The organism is Mycobacterium sp. UM_WGJ (genome assembly GCF_000455125.1).
GTDB lineage: Bacteria > Actinomycetota > Actinomycetes > Mycobacteriales > Mycobacteriaceae > Mycobacterium.
In genome coordinates this window covers 79,769-94,859 of the sequence record NZ_AUWR01000055.1, presented here as the reverse complement: position 1 = coordinate 94,859, position 15,091 = coordinate 79,769, and the positions used below count along the sequence as shown (strand labels likewise).

The window sequence follows — 15,091 nt, the reverse complement described above, 5'->3', positions numbered from 1 at the left end:
GTTGCGGGTGATCTAATTTCGGGTGGGGTTCCGCGTTCCGCGGTGCGTTGAAGGGCATTTCAAGGGGTTTCCATGGCTGGTGTCGTCGCGATGACCGGTCCGCAGGGGGGGCGTTCGCTCCGCCGTGGTCGCGTAGTTCTCGCTGTCGTAAGCGTTCTCGCCGTCTTCGCCGGCATGGCAGGGCTTGTCACGGCGTCGCCGTTGTCCGCCCGGTCGTCGGCCGCTGTGTCACAGGACGTAACGCTGACCGCGGGTGACATCGGGTTCGTCATGGGCGGCAGCGGGATTCCGCTGCCGTCGGATGGCTACGTCAACGCTGCCAACCTGCTGTACCTGCAGTCGCATGGCTTTACCGGAACCGCGGAATCGCTCTTCACCCCCCAGCTGTACTTTCCGGGCAACATCTCGATGGTCCAGGGCGCCCAGATCCTCGCTGAGGCAATCAACAAGGAGATCGCCACCGGGCAGGTGAACGCCGACAACCCGGTGTATGTGTTCGGCTACTCGCAGAGTTCGGCAATGTCGTCGATGACGATGGAACAGCTTCGCCAAGAGGGCGTAGCGCCCGAGGATGTTCATTTCGTGCTCGTGGGGAATTCCGCGAACCCGAACGGCGGTCTGCTCCAGCTGCTGAACTTCTGGGGCGGGGACCTTACCTTCTGGAACGGGATGACTCTTGGGCATCCGACCCCGGACTACTTCACCACCGATGTCTATACGATGGAATATGACGGTTACGCCGACTTTCCCCGTTACCCGCTGAACCTGATATCGTCACTCAATGCCGTCGTCGGCATGTTCTCTACACATATCGGCTATTTCGGAGTCGGTGCCGACGATATCGCCAACGCAATTCAGTTGGAGACCACCGGGGACAGTCTCACCAATTACTATGTGATCCCCGCTGATTCGCTGCCGTTGCTAGATCTGCTACGGGTGAATCCCGTCTGGGGGAACCCCCTGGCAGACCTGTTGGAACCGAGCTTGCGCATCCTGGTGAATTTGGGCTACGGCAGCTTGACCGAAGGCTGGAACCAGGGGCCGGCCAACGAGCTCACGTCGTTCAGTTTCGACCTGTTGCCGAGCAACATCAGCTGGGCCGAGGTCAACGCCGCTCTGAGTGGTGCCTGGTCGGAAGGTGTCCAGGCGGCATTTCGTGCCCTGCAAGACCCGGCGAATTACGTCTGGGGTTCGTTTATGGAGCAGGAACCGTTCTCGACGCTGTGGAACGCGGCCCAGCGCGTGTTTCTTGATATCCAGAACCCCACCCCGCTGTTCGGCGGCCTTTTCGGCGGTTCGGCGATGGCGACCGACGCCGGGGACCCGCCGGATTTCCTGAGCTCCCTCGGGTCCCTTTTTGACGGGAATCCTGATTTGTCCTGGATCGGCGATTTCTTCGGCCTCGACACGACTATCCCCGCCTAATTTCAGCTTCGGCCCGTTGGTTCGGGTTAGCCGTAGAAAGGTCAATCGCAATGAATCGTCGTCTACGCCGCAGTGCGGGTCGCAGCGCAACTGGTCGGATGAGTCGCGCGACAGGCGGTATCGCGGCGGCCTTGACGCTCGCCCTGGCGCCCATGGCGACACCTCCGTCGGCGCAGGCGGATTTCGACTTCTTCGACCCGGGAACCTGGTTCGACACGGCCGATGTCAACCCGGTCGGCGTCGATCTCGCAGACATCGGCATTGCCAGCTTCGACCCGGGGGGCGCCGACTTCGACCCGTTCGTACCCGCTGACTGGGCTCAGCTCTATCAGGACAGCTTCTATCTCCCGGTCCACGACGCCCTTGAGGGCTTCCTGCACAACGCCGGAAACCAGCTCCTGATCGACCTGATCAACACACCGTTCGTGCTCACGTTCGGCCGGTATCTGATCGGTGACGGCATTGACGGCTTCAACGGTGCCAACATTTCGTTGTTCGGGTGGCTCGGTCTGGGAAACCTTGGCGACGGCGGGTTCCTATTCGGTGACGGCGGCGACGGTGCGGCCGGCGTCGCCGGGGTCAACGGCGGCGTGGGCGGTGACGGCGGCGACGCCGGTTTGTTCGGCAACGGTGGTGCGGGCGGTCAGGGCGCCGCGGCCTACGTCGGTCCGGGCGGCGTGGTCATCGAGGCCGGTGCGGGTGGCCAAGGCGGTACCGGCGGAATGTGGTTCGGCGACGGTGGTGTCGGCGGACGTGGCGGTACCGGCTTCCATGACACCTTCGACGGCACGTCGTTGGTGACGCACGCCGGGGGTACCGGTGGGGCGGGGGGTGACGCCCTGGCCGGTTGGGGATTCGGCGGAACCGGTGGCCGCGGCGGCGCCGGCTGGGCCGGTGTCAACGGTCCCGATGTGACCGCTTTGAACGGCGGCGCCGGCGGTAACGGCGGCGTGGGCGGTAATGCCGGGTGGCTCTTGGGCTTCAGCGGTAACGGCGGCGCCGGTGGGGTCGGCGGAGTGGGGGCGGCCGGCGGCGTCGGCACCGCCAGCCAGCCCAACGGTGGTAACGGCGGTGACGGCGGTGACGGCGGCCGTGGTGGTGCTGCGGGCGCTGGCGTCGGCTGGCTCGGCGCGGTCGGCCAGGCCGGCGACGACGGTGACGGCGGCGCCGGTGGCGCGGGTGGCGCAGGTCTGACCAACCCGTTCGGCACCGGCGGTCACGGTGGCAACGGCGGCGCGGGAGGGGCCGGCGGGTTCGGTACGACCGGTGGGAACGGCGGTGCCGGGGGAGTCGGTGGTGCCGGCGGCAGCGGCCGGGTCGGCGCCAATGGCGGTGACGGTGGAAACGGCGGTGCCGCGGCCGATCAGACCGGTAGTTCTGGTGGCCGCGGCGGTAACGGTGGTGCTGGCGGCAACGGTTCGCTCGGTGCCGGCGGCGACGGCGGCGACGGCGGCAACGGGGGTTCCGCCGGAAGTACCCCCGGCGGACTGGGCAAGCCCGGCGAGCCCAACGTCGACGGCACCGGTGGCGCCGGAGGCGTCGGCGGTGCGCCCGGCGTACGTCCCTAACACGGCCGCATAACCCGTCAGCGAACCCGGGTCCCGCGCCGATTTCCGCGCGCGAGGGCCCAGTCGGGCCTTTTCCTGCCGTCTTCCCGGCTCACCGCTGTGAGCAGGTGGTCACACATCTGCAACGGAGCGGCGCTAGAGCCGAAACAACTGTTGCGCATGGTTATGACCAGCCGGGTTCATCTGGCAACCGGCCGCGGCAGAGGAGGTTTGGTGCATGGATCAATTCCCGACGATGGGCGTACCCGACACCGGTGACACTGCCTGGATGCTGATCAGCGCCGCCCTGGTGCTGTTGATGACGCCAGGTCTGGCGTTCTTCTACGGCGGCATGGTCCGGGTCAAGAGTGTCTTGAACATGATCATGATGAGCATCAGCGCCATGGGTGTGGTGACCGTGCTCTGGGTGCTCTACGGTTTCTCACTCGCGTTCGGCGATGATGTCGGCAACGTGGCGGGAAACCCCACTGACTATTGGGGATTGAAGGGCCTCATCGGGGTCAACGCGGTCGCGGCCGATCCGGCGAGTGGTACGCCTGCGATCGAGATTCCGCTGGTCGGCACGGTGCCGGCGACCGTTTTCGTGGGATTCCAGATGATGTTCGCGATCATCACGGTCGCGTTGATCTCCGGAGCGGTGGCCGACCGGATGAAGTTCGGCAGTTGGTTGTTGTTCTCGGCCCTGTGGGTAAGCGTCGTGTATTTCCCGGTCGCCCACTGGGTCTTCGCATTCGACGACGGCACCGCCCCGCACGGCGGTTGGATCGCCAACAAACTTCATGCGATCGACTTTGCGGGCGGCACCGCGGTCCACATCAACGCGGGCATGGCTGCCCTGGTGCTGGCACTCATACTCGGCAAACGCCAAGGATGGCCCGCCCTTCCGATGCGGCCGCACAATCTGCCGTTGGTGATGCTTGGCGCCGGCCTGTTGTGGTTCGGGTGGTACGGATTCAACGCCGGATCGGCGGTGAGCGCCAACGGTGTTGCCGGCTCGACCTTCATCACCACGACCGTCGCGACAGCCGCTGCGATGCTGGGATGGTTGCTCGCCGAACGGATCCGCGACGGTCACGCCACTTCGCTGGGGGCAGCGTCGGGAATCGTGGCCGGTCTGGTGGCGATCACGCCGGCGTGTGCGTCGGTAGATGTTGTCGGCGCGCTGGTTGTGGGTGGGGTTGCCGGTGTCGCCTGCGCATTGGCGGTGGGCCTGAAATACCGCTTCGGATTTGATGATTCGCTGGATGTTGTGGGAGTGCACCTGGTCGGCGGTCTCGTCGGAACCCTGCTGGTGGGCCTGGTCGCGGCGCCCACCACAGCTGCTATCGACGGTGCGTCAGATGTGTCTCCCGGCCTGTTCTACGGCGGCGGTTTCGATCAGCTGTGGCGCCAGCTCATCGGTGCGTCCAGCGTCGCGTTGTACTCGGCTGTCGGAACGGCGATCTTGGCCTTGATCCTCAAATACACCATCGGGCTGCGGCTGGATGCCGAGGATGAGGCCTCGGGCATCGATGAGGCCGAGCACCTCCAAAGCGGCTACGACCTCGTGAGTACCCCCGGCAGTGCTGTTCTTGCTTACTCGGCTGAAGACAGGAGAGAACATGAAGTTGATCACCGCGATCGTGAAGCCGTTTACGTTGGAGGACATCAAGACTGGCTTGGAAGAGGCCGGAGTCTTGGGGATGACGGTCAGTGATGTCCAGGGATACGGGAGGCAGAAAGGCCACACCGAGGTCTATCGGGGTGCCGAGTACTCGATCGATTTCGTTCCCAAGGTGCGGATCGAGGTATTGGTCGATGACTTCACCGTGGACAAGATCGTCGAGATCATCGTGCGGGCGGCGCGTACCGGCAAGATCGGCGACGGCAAGGTCTGGGTCAGCGCGGTGGAGTCCGTGGTCCGGGTGCGCACGGGCGAACGCGGCGCCGACGCGGTATGAGTCTGTAGCGCGATCCGAGCCGATGTAGACGGTCATGAGCCGCAGGGGGGCGAGTTGCCCGGCAGCTGACTTGGCGGCTGTTCGAGCCACATTGCGGTGTGCGACATCCGCGCAATGGGACTCGGTCGCGCTGCGCACGGTGTGGCGTGAGGCGCACGAGTCCTGGCTGGTTACCAAGGCGACTGAGATCGGTGTTGTGCCCGGCAGCGGTTTTGCGCTAGTGGCAACCGGCTCGCTTGGCCGGCGTGAGTTGCTTCCGCACTCCGATCTGGACCTGCTGCTGGTGCACGACGACATGCCTGCCGATGTCGTGGGGCGAACGGCGGAACTGCTCTGGTATCCGTTGTGGGACGCCAATGTTCGCCTCGATCACAGCGTTCGCACGATTCCGCAGGCGCTGCGGGTCGCCACCTCCGATATCCTCGCCGCACTGGCGATGCTGGACGCCCGCCATATCGCCGGCGATGAGCGGTTGTCGGCAGGCCTGATCGCCAGCGTCCGCCAGCAATGGCGCCACGGCATCAGCACCCGTTACGGCGAACTCATCGACGTGACACACGCTCGCTGGCAGCGCAGTGGAGCCATAGCCGGCAGCGCCGAACCCGATCTGAAATGTGGCCGCGGCGGCTTACGCGATGTTCAACTGCTCGATGCGCTGACGGTGGCACATGCTTCCGGCCGCTCGACCAGGCCGCCGTATCAGCGCGGGGGTGCGTTGCGCGGTGCTCACCGCACGATGCTGGACGTCCGTACCGAACTTCACCGGGCCTGCGGGCGGGGCCAGGACCTGTTGTCGGGCCAGTACACCAATGAGGTCAGCGCCGCGCTGGACCTGAGCGACAGGTACGACCTGGCCGCCACGGTGCTTGATGCCGCGCACACGATCAACCGATGCGTCGATGCCGAATTCAACGCATTGGGTCATCGCGGGAAGTTGGCTGTGCGGGCGTAACGCCCTCGAGGAAGCCAATCTTTGCGCCAGCCCTGTCGCGTTTGGTCTAGCCCTTCTCGCGTGCTGAATTCTGATCTTGTCGAGGCGCCTATATCCCTGCCATTCGATCAAAATTTTCCCTTGGGTAAATTATAAGTCGAGTTATTGCCGGGAATACGGTTGCGGAATTCAGTGGCGATTATCGATGGTCACGCCAAGGGTCGGTTTCGTCCGCCGGCGGCGGACGGCGGGGGGCAAGCGGGCTGCAGAGACTCAGGCGCATGCCAGGAAGATTCAGATGTATGTCAGGAACGATAAGTACGTTGTGTGAAGGGGGTGAAACACGGACGAAACATAGGGATTGCGATGAGACGCTTCGGCAGGATGGCGGCCACGTTACTGGGTGCAGCAGGCGCAGCTTTGGTAGTCGGGTTTACCGGAGCCGGAGCAACCGGCATCGCGCAGGCGTCGCCTGCCCCTATTAGTGGTGTTGCCCCCCCTTCGGGTGTGACCGCGGCCTGCCCCCAGGCCTGCATCATCGGCCTCAACTGCGGCTGCATCCGCGGACGTACCTGCCCCGGTGACCGTCGGAAGCACGCGGTGCGCCCTCCTGAGGCGCGGCTCGACGGGGCTCCCGCCATCGCCGGCGATCAAGAGAGCGCACCCGGCCTCATACCAGCACCTGTTTTGGCATCACCGTAGGTTTGAAGCCGTAACGGGGGCCGCCCGACCCGAGGCCGCCACGTCCGCCGGCGCCCATCGGAGCCATTCCTGCCGGCACGGCGTGCATGCCTGCAGTCTCTTCCGCGGCAACCGTCCAGCCGGACCCCGTCGATGCGGCGAGCTGCGTGCCTGCCGTGGCCGACCAGCCGGCCGGCACTGACATCCCGCCCATCGTGGACGCCTGGCCCAGTCCTGCCAGCACCGGCGTTCCGGCCGCAGTCAGCGCCCCCACCGGTGGAGTCATGCCCGCCAAGACTCCCGAGCCCAGTCCCGCCGCAAGGCCGTCCATGCCCGAGACGTCGGATGCCAGGCTGGCCGGACCCGCGAGCGCGAGCGTGTGGCCCAGCGATACCGCCGTCGGTATGGCGGTGGCGACAAACCAGGCCGCTGTGTTCACACCGCCGTTAATGGCATTGGCGAACAGCGGTGTTCCGAGAAACAGGTCGACCGCGTTTGCGACGGGGCCGAGCGACCCATCCGCTGCTACGAAAGGCGACAGGAGCCCCTGCACTGCGCCCTGTAGCGAGGCAAGCGTTTGGGCCAGCTCCTGCTGGAGCCCACCGGTGGCACTGCCGGCCGTGGCGACCGCCGCCCCGATCGGATTGGTGGTCTGCGGCGCCGGAGTCATCGGGGTCAGCGCGGCAGCGCTGGACGACGCGGTGCTGTAGCCGAACATGGCCAAGGTGTCCTGGGCCCACATCTCCATGTAGTGCGCCTCGGTGGCCAATATCGCCGGGGTGTTCACTCCCAGGAAATTCGACGCGACCAGGGTCGCCAGCAGCGCCCGGTTGGCGGCGATGATCGCGGGAGACACCACGGCCGCGCGGGCGGCCTCGAATGCTCCTGCCGAGGCCATTGCCTGCGAACTGGCCTGGTAGGCGGCTGTCGAGGTGGCGTGTAGCCACGTGAGATAGGGAGTGACGGCGCTGGTCATTGCCGCTGACGCCGGCCCTGTCCACTCTTCGCCGGCCAGCTCGGAGATCACCAACTGCGCCGCCGCCGCCGATGCCTCCAGCTCCGCGGCCAGGCCGCCCCATGCCGAGGCGGCTGACATCAGCGGACCGGAACCGGCTCCGCTGTACATCCACGCGGACACGATCTCCGGGGGTAGTGCTCCAAAATCGAACGACATATCTGTATTCCCCTTCTCGTTGGTGGGGCGGGTTGCTAAACGGCCGTCGGCTTGGGCATGACAGTGCGCTTGACCCCATACCGCGGTGCGCCGAATCTCCCGACGCCGCGATCGCCGGCACCGGCTGCGGCCATGGCTGCCGGCACGGCGGCCATGGTGGGCACGGAATGCGGGGTGGCCATGCTGGTAGTCGCCGCCGCCAATCGGGCGGGGGCAGCGGCCGCCACCGGCTCGGTGCCCCAGCTGGGCGGTGCAGACAATGAGCCGACCGTGGTGGCCTGGGCCATCCCGGCCGCCACCGGCATCGCGCCGACGCCGGCCATGGTCGCAGGTGCCTCGTAGCCCATAAGGCCGGCGGCTCCCTCGGCGGCGATCTCTTCGGGGAAGTCGAGAAGACCACCACCGGCCAGACCAAGCACGGCCGAGCCGGCCGAAGCCCAGTTGCCCAACCCCACGTTGCCGATGTTGGCCAGGTTGCTGGACAACACCGAAGAACTGCCGCTCGACGGCACACCCAGGATGTTGGTCAAGAACCACTGGAGCCCCGAGTCCATCGAGGACGTCGCCTGATTGGTTGCCTCTGCGGTGCCGTAGGCCGCAGCATTCTGTCCCAGGACCTGCACCAACTGCTGGTGAACGGCTGCCGCCTGTTCGCTGATCGACTGATAGAGGTTCCCGTAGGTCGCGAAGAGCGCGGCCTGCAGCGCAGAGACCGGGTCGGTGCCAGCGGGCGCGATGACGGTGGTCGGGATCGCCGCCGCGCCGCTTTCGGCGGACAATGCTTCTCCGATACCTGCGAGTTGGCCCGCCGCATGCGTCATTGCTTCAGGGAGTGTTTTCACAAATGACATGCATCCTCCTCGCAGAAAATCGGGCCACAATGGGATGGTCCGACGGGCCGGTCTTCGATGTCCTGAAGCATTGCAGGAATCGGAGAGTCTAAGTAGATCGGTAACTTTTTCTTAGCGGCCGAGTGCGAATCCTTAACGGAAATAGGCGGGTTGTGAAAGCTCTGAAACGGCCGTTTAACGGATGAGAATTGCGGCATTAACTGTGCAATTTATCTAACGCTGCGGTTACAATTCGCGAGCCGCGGTTGTCGCTCGTGGCGGCGGCCAGCCGCCCGCTTGGATCACCCGATGTCACGTTGGCCCGCCCGCGCCCGTCGTGAGCAGATATAGGCTGGCGGCGTGTTTGAATCCCTCTCCGACCGGTTGACCGGGGCCCTGCAGGGGCTGCGTAGCAAGGGCCGTCTCACGGACGCCGATATCGACGCCACTGCCCGCGAGATCCGGCTGGCCCTGCTGGAGGCCGATGTCTCGTTGCCGGTGGTGCGCGCGTTCATCGGCCGGGTCAAGGACCGGGCCAAGGGCGCCGAGGTCTCTGGTGCGCTCAACCCGGCTCAGCAGGTCGTCAAGATCGTCAATGAGGAGCTCATCGGCATCCTCGGCGGACAGACCCGGCAGCTGGTGTTCGCCAAGACCCCGCCCACGGTGATCATGCTGGCCGGTCTGCAGGGCGCGGGAAAGACCACGCTCGCCGGCAAGCTGGCCACCTGGCTGCGCGGCCAGGGCCACACCCCGCTGCTGGTGGCCTGCGACCTGCAACGCCCGGGAGCGGTCAACCAGTTGCAGGTCGTCGGGGAGCGCGCCGGAGTCACGGTGTTCGCCCCGCACCCCGGGACTTCGGTCGCCGGCGATACCGGCACCCCCGGCGACCCGGTCGCCGTGGCCGCAGCCGGCCTGGCCGAAGCCGAGGCCAAGCACTTCGACGTCGTCGTCGTCGACACCGCCGGGCGCCTGGGCATCGATGAGGAGATGATGGCCCAGGCCGCGGCCATCCGCGATGCGGTGCAGCCCGACGAGGTGTTGTTCGTCCTAGACGCCATGATCGGCCAGGACGCCGTCACCACCGCCGATGCATTCCGCGAGGGCGTGGGCTTCACCGGGGTGGTACTCACCAAGCTCGACGGAGACGCCCGAGGTGGTGCCGCACTGTCGGTCCGGGAAGTCACCGGCGCGCCCATCCTGTTCGCCTCCACCGGCGAGAAGCTGGAAGACTTCGACGTCTTCCACCCCGACCGGATGGCCAGCCGCATCCTGGGCATGGGCGACGTGCTCAGCTTGATCGAGCAGGCCGAACAGGTCTTCGACGCCCGCAAGGCCGAAGAGGCAGCAGCCAAGATCGGTTCCGGCGAGCTCACGCTGGAAGACTTCCTCGAGCAGATGCTGGCGATCCGCAAGATGGGCCCGATCGGCAACCTGCTGGGCATGCTGCCCGGAGCCGGCCAGATGAAGGACGCGCTGGCCGCCGTCGACGACAGCCAGCTGGACCGTCTGCAGGCCATCATCCGCGGCATGACACCGGCCGAGCGGGCTGACCCGAAGATCATCAACGCCTCCCGGCGGCTGCGGATCGCCAACGGCTCGGGCGTCAGCGTCTCGGAGGTCAACCAGCTCGTCGACCGGTTCTTTGAGGCCCGCAAAATGATGTCGTCGATGATGGGCGGGATGGGCCTGCCCGGGCTGGGCCGCAAGAGCTCCAACCGCAAAGCCAAGGGTAAGGCCGGCAAGAAGGGCAAGGGCCGCGGCCCGACCCCACCGAAGTCGAGGGGGCTGTTCGGCCCCGGCATGCCCGCCGGTTTCCCCGACCTGTCGCAGATGCCCGAAGGCCTCAACGAGCTGCCTCCCGGGCTGGCCGACTTCGACCTGTCCAAGCTGAACTTCCCGGGCCAGAAGTAATTTGGCGCTCCACGTTTCCGGTCGCGGGCTGCCCGACGAACAGCTTGTCGAATACTGGATCGTCGACGGCGCGATCAGCCTCGAGCCGGTCGATGGCGCCGACACCGTCTTCTCCGACGGCTGGATCATCCCGGGCCTGGTCGACGCGCACTGTCACGTCGGGATCGGGCCCGGTGGTCCGGTGGACGTCGACGAGGCGGTGCGCCAAGCGGAGACCGAACGCCGCGCCGGGGTCCTGCTGATCCGTGACGCGGGCTCACCGGTCGACACCCGCGCATTCGACGACCGTGCCGACCTGCCGCGCATCATCCGCGCCGGGCAGCACCTCGCCCGGACCAAGCGCTATATTCCCGGGCTGCCGATCAACGTCGATGACGAGGATCGGCTTCCGGAAGCCGTTGCTGCCCAAGCGGTTCGGGGCGACGGCTGGGTGAAGCTGGTAGGGGACTGGATCGACCGGGGTGTGGGTGATCTTGCGCCGCTGTGGTCCGACGACGTGTTGAAGTCGGCCATCGATGCCGCGCACGCCAACGGCGCCCGGGTCACCGCGCACGTCTTCGGCGAGGAGGCGCTGCCCGGCCTGATCAACGCCGGCATCGACTGCATCGAGCACGGCACCGGCATCACCGACGACATCATCGCGATGATGCTGGCCAACGGCACCGCCCTGGTGCCGACGCTGATCAATATCGACAACTTCCCCGGGATCGCCGACTCGGCGGCCAAGTACCCGACCTACGCCGCACACATGCGCGCGCTGCACGCCACCTGCCGATCACGGATCGGTGCGGCCCGCGAAGCCGGGGTGCCGATCTACGCCGGTACCGACGCGGGCGGCATGGTGGCCCACGGCCGGATCGCCGATGAGGTGGACGCGCTGTCCCAGGTGGGCCTCAGTCGCACTGAGGCACTGGGCGCGGCCTGCTGGGATGCCCGGCGCTGGCTGGGGGCACCGGTGCTGGAGCATGGCGCTTCGGCCGACCTGGTGTGTTTCGCCGACGACCCGCGCAGCGGCCCCGAGGTGCTCGGGCGTCCCGACCTGGTGATGCTGCGCGGCCGGGTGTATTGACTCCGCTGAGCGTGCAGAGTTATTCGGCCCGAACTGGGGATGCCGGACAACCCTGCCCAGTCGCGGGTCTAGAGCGAGCCGACACTCGACATCGGAGACTGTGCGAAACCCCAGTCCAGTAGGGCCGCCGCCTGGTCCCAATAGGTCGGCCCGCCCTCATGGATCAGCCCGTACATCATCGCGACCACCAGCCGCCGGCCGTCGCGGGACGCTCCGCCGACATAGGTCTTGCGGGCAGCATCGGTGAAGCCGGTCTTGCCGCCGAACGCCCCCGGATACCGGGCCAGCAGCTCGTTCATATTCACGATCGGACGCTCCCCGGAATCGGTCGGGAACGTCGCGGCGGGCTGCGCGGTGATCTCGGCGAACACCGGGTTGGCCATCGCCGCCCGGAAGATGGCCGCCAGGTCGTGCGGGGTGCTGGCGCCCGGACCGCCGGGGCCGTCTAGCCCGGACGGGGTACTGGCGTGGGTGGCGGTCGCGCCGACCGCAGCGGCCTTGGCGTTCATCTTCGCCACCGCCAACTCGGGCCCGCCGAGCATGTCCGCCAGCGCGTTGGCGGCGTCGTTGCCCGAAACCAGCAGCAGGCCTTCCAGCAGCTGCCGCGCGGTGTAACTGTGGTCGGCCTTGACCCCGACACAATTGCACTCCACGTGGGTGTCGGCCGGGGTGGCGACCATGGTGTCCTCGAGGTTCAGTTCGTCGAGCACCACCAATGCCAGCAGGACCTTGATCGTGCTGGCCGGGGGAGTCGCGGCGTAGCCGTTCTGCTCGGCGAGCACCTGCCCGGAATCCAGGTCAGCGATGAGCCAGTTCGGGGCGGGGCCGACCGGCACCGGCGCCGAGCCGAGCGGCTGCGCAGCATCGGCGTGGGCCGCCACGGCGGGAGAGGCGAACACTGTTGCGAGAGCCGCGATTGCGGCCAAGATTTTCCGCATGGCGGCCTACCTTACCGCTGTGGTGTTCAATCGAGGAATGCTGAGCCAACAAGAAATTTTGGACCGCTGGGAGATCCAGCAGCTGCTGGTCGACTACTCGACCGCGATCGACACCCGAAACTTCGACGGTCTGGACGCGGTGTTCACCCCCGATGCCTACATCGACTACCGCGCCTTGGGCGGCATCGATGGGCGCTTCCCGGAGGTGAAGGCGTGGCTGGCCGAGGTGCTGCCCAATTTCGCCACCTACTCTCACATGCTGGGGCTACCGGCGATCCGCGTCGACGGCGACGGCGCCACCGCGCGCACCTTCTGCTTCAATCCCATGGTGTTCAGCGGGGAGAATGACCCGATGATGCTGGTGGGGCTGTGGTACGACGACGAGTTCGTCCGCACCGCCGACGGTTGGCGGATGAGCCGGCGCTCCGAGACCAAGTGCTTCCAGAAGATGCCCTGAGGCGATTTCTGCTGACCGGCCTGCTTCTGGCACAATGGGCGGCTGTCCGCCGTGTGACGCGACCCTGTTGGGGCTCCGCGCGGGGTGACACAACCACGCGAGGCAAAACCGGATGTGGGCAATCCCGCCCACATCGCTGAATTGCAGCGTGATATCGCAGGAGTATTCATGGCTGTCAAGATCAAGCTCACCCGCCTCGGTAAGATCCGCAATCCGCAGTACCGCATCGCGATTGCCGACGCGCGCTCCCGCCGGGACGGCCGCGCCATCGAGGTCATCGGTCGCTACCACCCGAAGGAAGAGCCGAGCCTGATCGAGATCGACTCGGAGCGCGCCCAGTACTGGCTGTCGGTCGGTGCCCAGCCCACCGAGCCGGTGCTCAAGCTGCTGAAGATCACCGGTGACTGGCAGAAGTTCAAGGGCCTGCCCGGCGCCGAGGGCCGCCTGAAGGTCAAGCCGGCCAAGCCGAGCAAGCTGGAGCTGTTCAACGCTGCGCTGGCCGAGGCCGAGGGTGGCCCGACCACCGAGGCCACCACCGCCAAGAAGAAGAAGGCGCCGGCCAAGAAGACTGAGAAGGCGGCTGACAAGGCTGACGAGAAGGCTGAGGCTTCCGCCGAGGCCGCCGAGGCTCCCGCTGCTGAGGCCGCCGAGTCGGCCAGCGAGAGCTGACCGCGGCCATGAGTGCCGTAGTGGCAGACGCCGTCGAGCACCTGGTGCGCGGCATCGTCGACAACCCCGATGACGTACGAGTCGACATGGTGACCAACCGCCGCGGCCGCACCGTCGAGGTGCACGTGCACCCCGACGACCTGGGCAAGGTAATCGGTCGCGGCGGTCGCACCGCCACTGCGTTGCGCACCCTCGTCGCCGGTATCGGTGGACGCGGCATCCGCGTGGACGTGGTGGACACCGACCGGTAGTCGGCCGGCTCATGGAGCTGACGGTCGGGCGGGTGGTCAAAGCCCACGGCATCGGCGGCGAAATCGTCGTCGATGTCCGAACCGACGATCCGGAGCTCAGGTTCGCGCCGGGTGCGACGTTGCACGCCCGTAAATCCGGTGCGCCGCAACGCGACTACGTGGTCGAGGCGGCTCGCCCTCATGGCGCACGTCTGTTGGTGCGGTTGGCCGGGATCGGCGACCGCGACGGTGCCGACGCGTTGCGCGGCAGCATTTTCGTCGTCGACTCCGCCGACCTTCCGCCGATCACCGAGCCGGACACCTACTACGACCATCAGCTCGAGGGTCTGCAGGTGCGCACCGTGGCGGGGGAGGAGATCGGCTCCGTGACCGAGGTGCTGCACACGGCTGCCGGCGAGCTGCTGGCGATCAAGCGGACTGACGGCCGGGAACTGTTGGTGCCGTTCATCGCCGCGTTCGTGCCGTCGGTGTCGCTGGCCGACAACACTGTGGTGATCGAACCGCCCGACGGGCTGCTGGAGCTGGACGGGTAAAGCGCGGCATGCGAATCGATGTCGTCACGATCTTCCCCGACTACCTGGCCCCGATCCGTCAATCACTGCCCGGCAAGGCGATCGAATCCGGGATGGTCGCGTTCGAGGTTCACGACTTGCGGCGCTGGACTCACGATGTGCATCGCTCCGTGGATGACTCGCCCTACGGGGGCGGCCCCGGGATGGTGATGAAGGCGCCGGTCTGGGGTGAAGCGCTGGACGAAATCTGTTCGGAGCAGACTGTTCTCATCGTCCCGACCCCGGCGGGAACACTGTTCGACCAGGCCACCGCGCAGCGCTGGAGCCATGAAGAGCATCTGGTGTTCGCCTGCGGCCGTTACGAGGGCATCGATCAGCGGGTCGCCGACGACGCCGCTCGGCGGATGCGGGTCGAAGAGGTGTCGATCGGTGACTATGTGCTGGCCGGCGGGGAGCCCGCAGTGCTGGTGATGCTGGAGGCGGTGCTGCGGCTCATGCCCGGCGTGCTCGGCAATCCGGCGTCCCAACGTGACGATTCGCATTCGCCGGACCGCGACGGCCTGCTGGAGGGGCCGAGCTACACCCGTCCGCCGAGCTGGCGCGGCCTGGACGTGCCTGACGTGCTGCTCTCCGGTGACCACGCCCGGATCAACGCCTGGCGCCACGAGGCCGCCCTGGAGCGGACCCGCGAACGCCGTCCGGATCTACTGGAGCCCTAAGCCGTTACGGCGGCAA

Annotated in this window: 15 protein-coding genes; 12 read left to right on the top strand and 3 right to left on the bottom strand. The window is 66.7% G+C overall.

The genetic code is table 11. The features are described from left to right. The first annotated feature begins 72 nt into the window (after positions 1-72). The 5 genes from N416_RS0116655 (at position 73) to N416_RS21780 (ending at position 5,885) form a co-directional block, all read left to right on the top strand. Positions 73-1,425, top strand: a complete 1,353-nt coding sequence (locus N416_RS0116655) for a PE-PPE domain-containing protein (RefSeq protein ID WP_231384334.1) — start codon at positions 73-75, stop codon at positions 1,423-1,425. A gap of 98 nt (positions 1,426-1,523) precedes the next feature. Then, positions 1,524-2,993: a hypothetical protein gene (locus N416_RS23325; protein WP_024443238.1), complete on the top strand. Its 1,470-nt coding sequence runs from the start codon at positions 1,524-1,526 to the stop codon at positions 2,991-2,993. A gap of 217 nt (positions 2,994-3,210) precedes the next feature. Then, the gene (locus tag N416_RS0116645; RefSeq protein WP_024443237.1) at positions 3,211-4,689 is read left to right on the top strand and encodes an ammonium transporter; all 1,479 of its coding nucleotides are present in this window, start codon (positions 3,211-3,213) and stop codon (positions 4,687-4,689) included. Beyond that, entirely contained in the window at positions 4,595-4,933 is a 339-nt protein-coding gene (locus N416_RS0116640; protein ID WP_024443236.1) for a P-II family nitrogen regulator, read from the top strand. The genes N416_RS0116645 and N416_RS0116640 overlap by 95 nt, the downstream gene beginning before the upstream one ends. Positions 4,934-5,003: 70 nt before the next feature. Beyond that, the gene (locus N416_RS21780; RefSeq protein ID WP_369797608.1) at positions 5,004-5,885 is read left to right on the top strand and encodes a DUF294 nucleotidyltransferase-like domain-containing protein; all 882 of its coding nucleotides are present in this window, start codon (positions 5,004-5,006) and stop codon (positions 5,883-5,885) included. A 649-nt stretch (positions 5,886-6,534) separates the two neighbouring features. On the opposite strand, the gene N416_RS0116630 is transcribed toward N416_RS21780, so the two are convergent. Continuing rightward, positions 6,535-7,719: a PPE family protein gene (locus tag N416_RS0116630; RefSeq protein WP_036458290.1), complete on the bottom strand. Its 1,185-nt coding sequence runs from the start codon at positions 7,717-7,719 to the stop codon at positions 6,535-6,537. Positions 7,720-7,754: 35 nt separating this feature from the next. After that, on the bottom strand, positions 7,755-8,570 hold the full coding sequence (locus tag N416_RS0116625; protein WP_024443234.1) for a PE domain-containing protein: 816 nt from the start codon (positions 8,568-8,570) through the stop codon (positions 7,755-7,757). 339 nt (positions 8,571-8,909) lie between these two features. Between N416_RS0116625 and ffh the strand changes: the two genes are divergently transcribed. Further along, entirely contained in the window at positions 8,910-10,460 is a 1,551-nt protein-coding gene (gene ffh, locus N416_RS0116620; protein ID WP_024443233.1) for a signal recognition particle protein, read from the top strand. 1 nt (position 10,461) lies between these two features. Then, positions 10,462-11,529 carry an amidohydrolase family protein gene (locus tag N416_RS0116615; RefSeq protein ID WP_024443232.1) on the top strand — a complete coding sequence of 356 codons (1,068 nt, stop codon included), beginning with the start codon at positions 10,462-10,464 and terminating at the stop codon, positions 11,527-11,529. A gap of 68 nt (positions 11,530-11,597) precedes the next feature. Here N416_RS0116615 and N416_RS0116610 read toward each other — a convergent pair whose 3' ends face one another. Then, positions 11,598-12,467 (bottom strand): D-alanyl-D-alanine carboxypeptidase family protein, encoded by an 870-nt coding sequence (locus tag N416_RS0116610; protein WP_024443231.1) that lies wholly within the window; start codon positions 12,465-12,467, stop codon positions 11,598-11,600. Between the two features lie 37 nt (positions 12,468-12,504). Between N416_RS0116610 and N416_RS0116605 the strand changes: the two genes are divergently transcribed. From N416_RS0116605 to trmD, 5 genes are all read left to right on the top strand, one after another. Next, positions 12,505-12,924 (top strand): nuclear transport factor 2 family protein, encoded by a 420-nt coding sequence (locus tag N416_RS0116605; RefSeq protein WP_024443230.1) that lies wholly within the window; start codon positions 12,505-12,507, stop codon positions 12,922-12,924. 168 nt (positions 12,925-13,092) lie between these two features. Next, positions 13,093-13,593, top strand: coding sequence for a 30S ribosomal protein S16 (gene rpsP, locus N416_RS0116600; RefSeq protein ID WP_024443229.1), 501 nt, complete (start codon positions 13,093-13,095; stop codon positions 13,591-13,593). An 8-nt stretch (positions 13,594-13,601) separates the two neighbouring features. Further along, positions 13,602-13,844 carry an RNA-binding protein gene (locus N416_RS0116595; RefSeq protein WP_019736217.1) on the top strand — a complete coding sequence of 81 codons (243 nt, stop codon included), beginning with the start codon at positions 13,602-13,604 and terminating at the stop codon, positions 13,842-13,844. An 11-nt stretch (positions 13,845-13,855) separates the two neighbouring features. Beyond that, a complete protein-coding gene (gene rimM, locus N416_RS0116590) occupies positions 13,856-14,377 on the top strand; it encodes a ribosome maturation factor RimM (protein ID WP_024443228.1) in 522 nt (173 codons plus the stop codon). Positions 14,378-14,385: 8 nt separating this feature from the next. Continuing rightward, positions 14,386-15,075, top strand: a complete 690-nt coding sequence (trmD, locus tag N416_RS0116585; RefSeq protein ID WP_024443227.1) for a tRNA (guanosine(37)-N1)-methyltransferase TrmD — start codon at positions 14,386-14,388, stop codon at positions 15,073-15,075. Positions 15,076-15,091 lie beyond the last annotated feature (16 nt).

Excerpts from the sequence above, each read along its gene's own strand:
- N416_RS0116595 (WP_019736217.1), top strand. The coding sequence starts at position 13,602 with ATGAGTGCCGTAGTGGCAGACGCCGTCGAGCACCTGGTGCGCGGCATC.
- N416_RS0116625 (WP_024443234.1), bottom strand. The coding sequence starts at position 8,570 with ATGTCATTTGTGAAAACACTCCCTGAAGCAATGACGCATGCGGCGGGC.
- rpsP (WP_024443229.1), top strand. The coding sequence starts at position 13,093 with ATGGCTGTCAAGATCAAGCTCACCCGCCTCGGTAAGATCCGCAATCCG.
- N416_RS0116605 (WP_024443230.1), top strand. The coding sequence starts at position 12,505 with ATGCTGAGCCAACAAGAAATTTTGGACCGCTGGGAGATCCAGCAGCTG.
- N416_RS0116655 (WP_231384334.1), top strand. The coding sequence starts at position 73 with ATGGCTGGTGTCGTCGCGATGACCGGTCCGCAGGGGGGGCGTTCGCTC.
- trmD (WP_024443227.1), top strand. The coding sequence starts at position 14,386 with ATGCGAATCGATGTCGTCACGATCTTCCCCGACTACCTGGCCCCGATC.
- N416_RS0116610 (WP_024443231.1), bottom strand. The coding sequence starts at position 12,467 with ATGCGGAAAATCTTGGCCGCAATCGCGGCTCTCGCAACAGTGTTCGCC.
- N416_RS0116640 (WP_024443236.1), top strand. The coding sequence starts at position 4,595 with ATGAAGTTGATCACCGCGATCGTGAAGCCGTTTACGTTGGAGGACATC.
- rimM (WP_024443228.1), top strand. The coding sequence starts at position 13,856 with ATGGAGCTGACGGTCGGGCGGGTGGTCAAAGCCCACGGCATCGGCGGC.
- N416_RS23325 (WP_024443238.1), top strand. The coding sequence starts at position 1,524 with ATGAGTCGCGCGACAGGCGGTATCGCGGCGGCCTTGACGCTCGCCCTG.
- N416_RS0116630 (WP_036458290.1), bottom strand. The coding sequence starts at position 7,719 with ATGTCGTTCGATTTTGGAGCACTACCCCCGGAGATCGTGTCCGCGTGG.
- N416_RS0116645 (WP_024443237.1), top strand. The coding sequence starts at position 3,211 with ATGGATCAATTCCCGACGATGGGCGTACCCGACACCGGTGACACTGCC.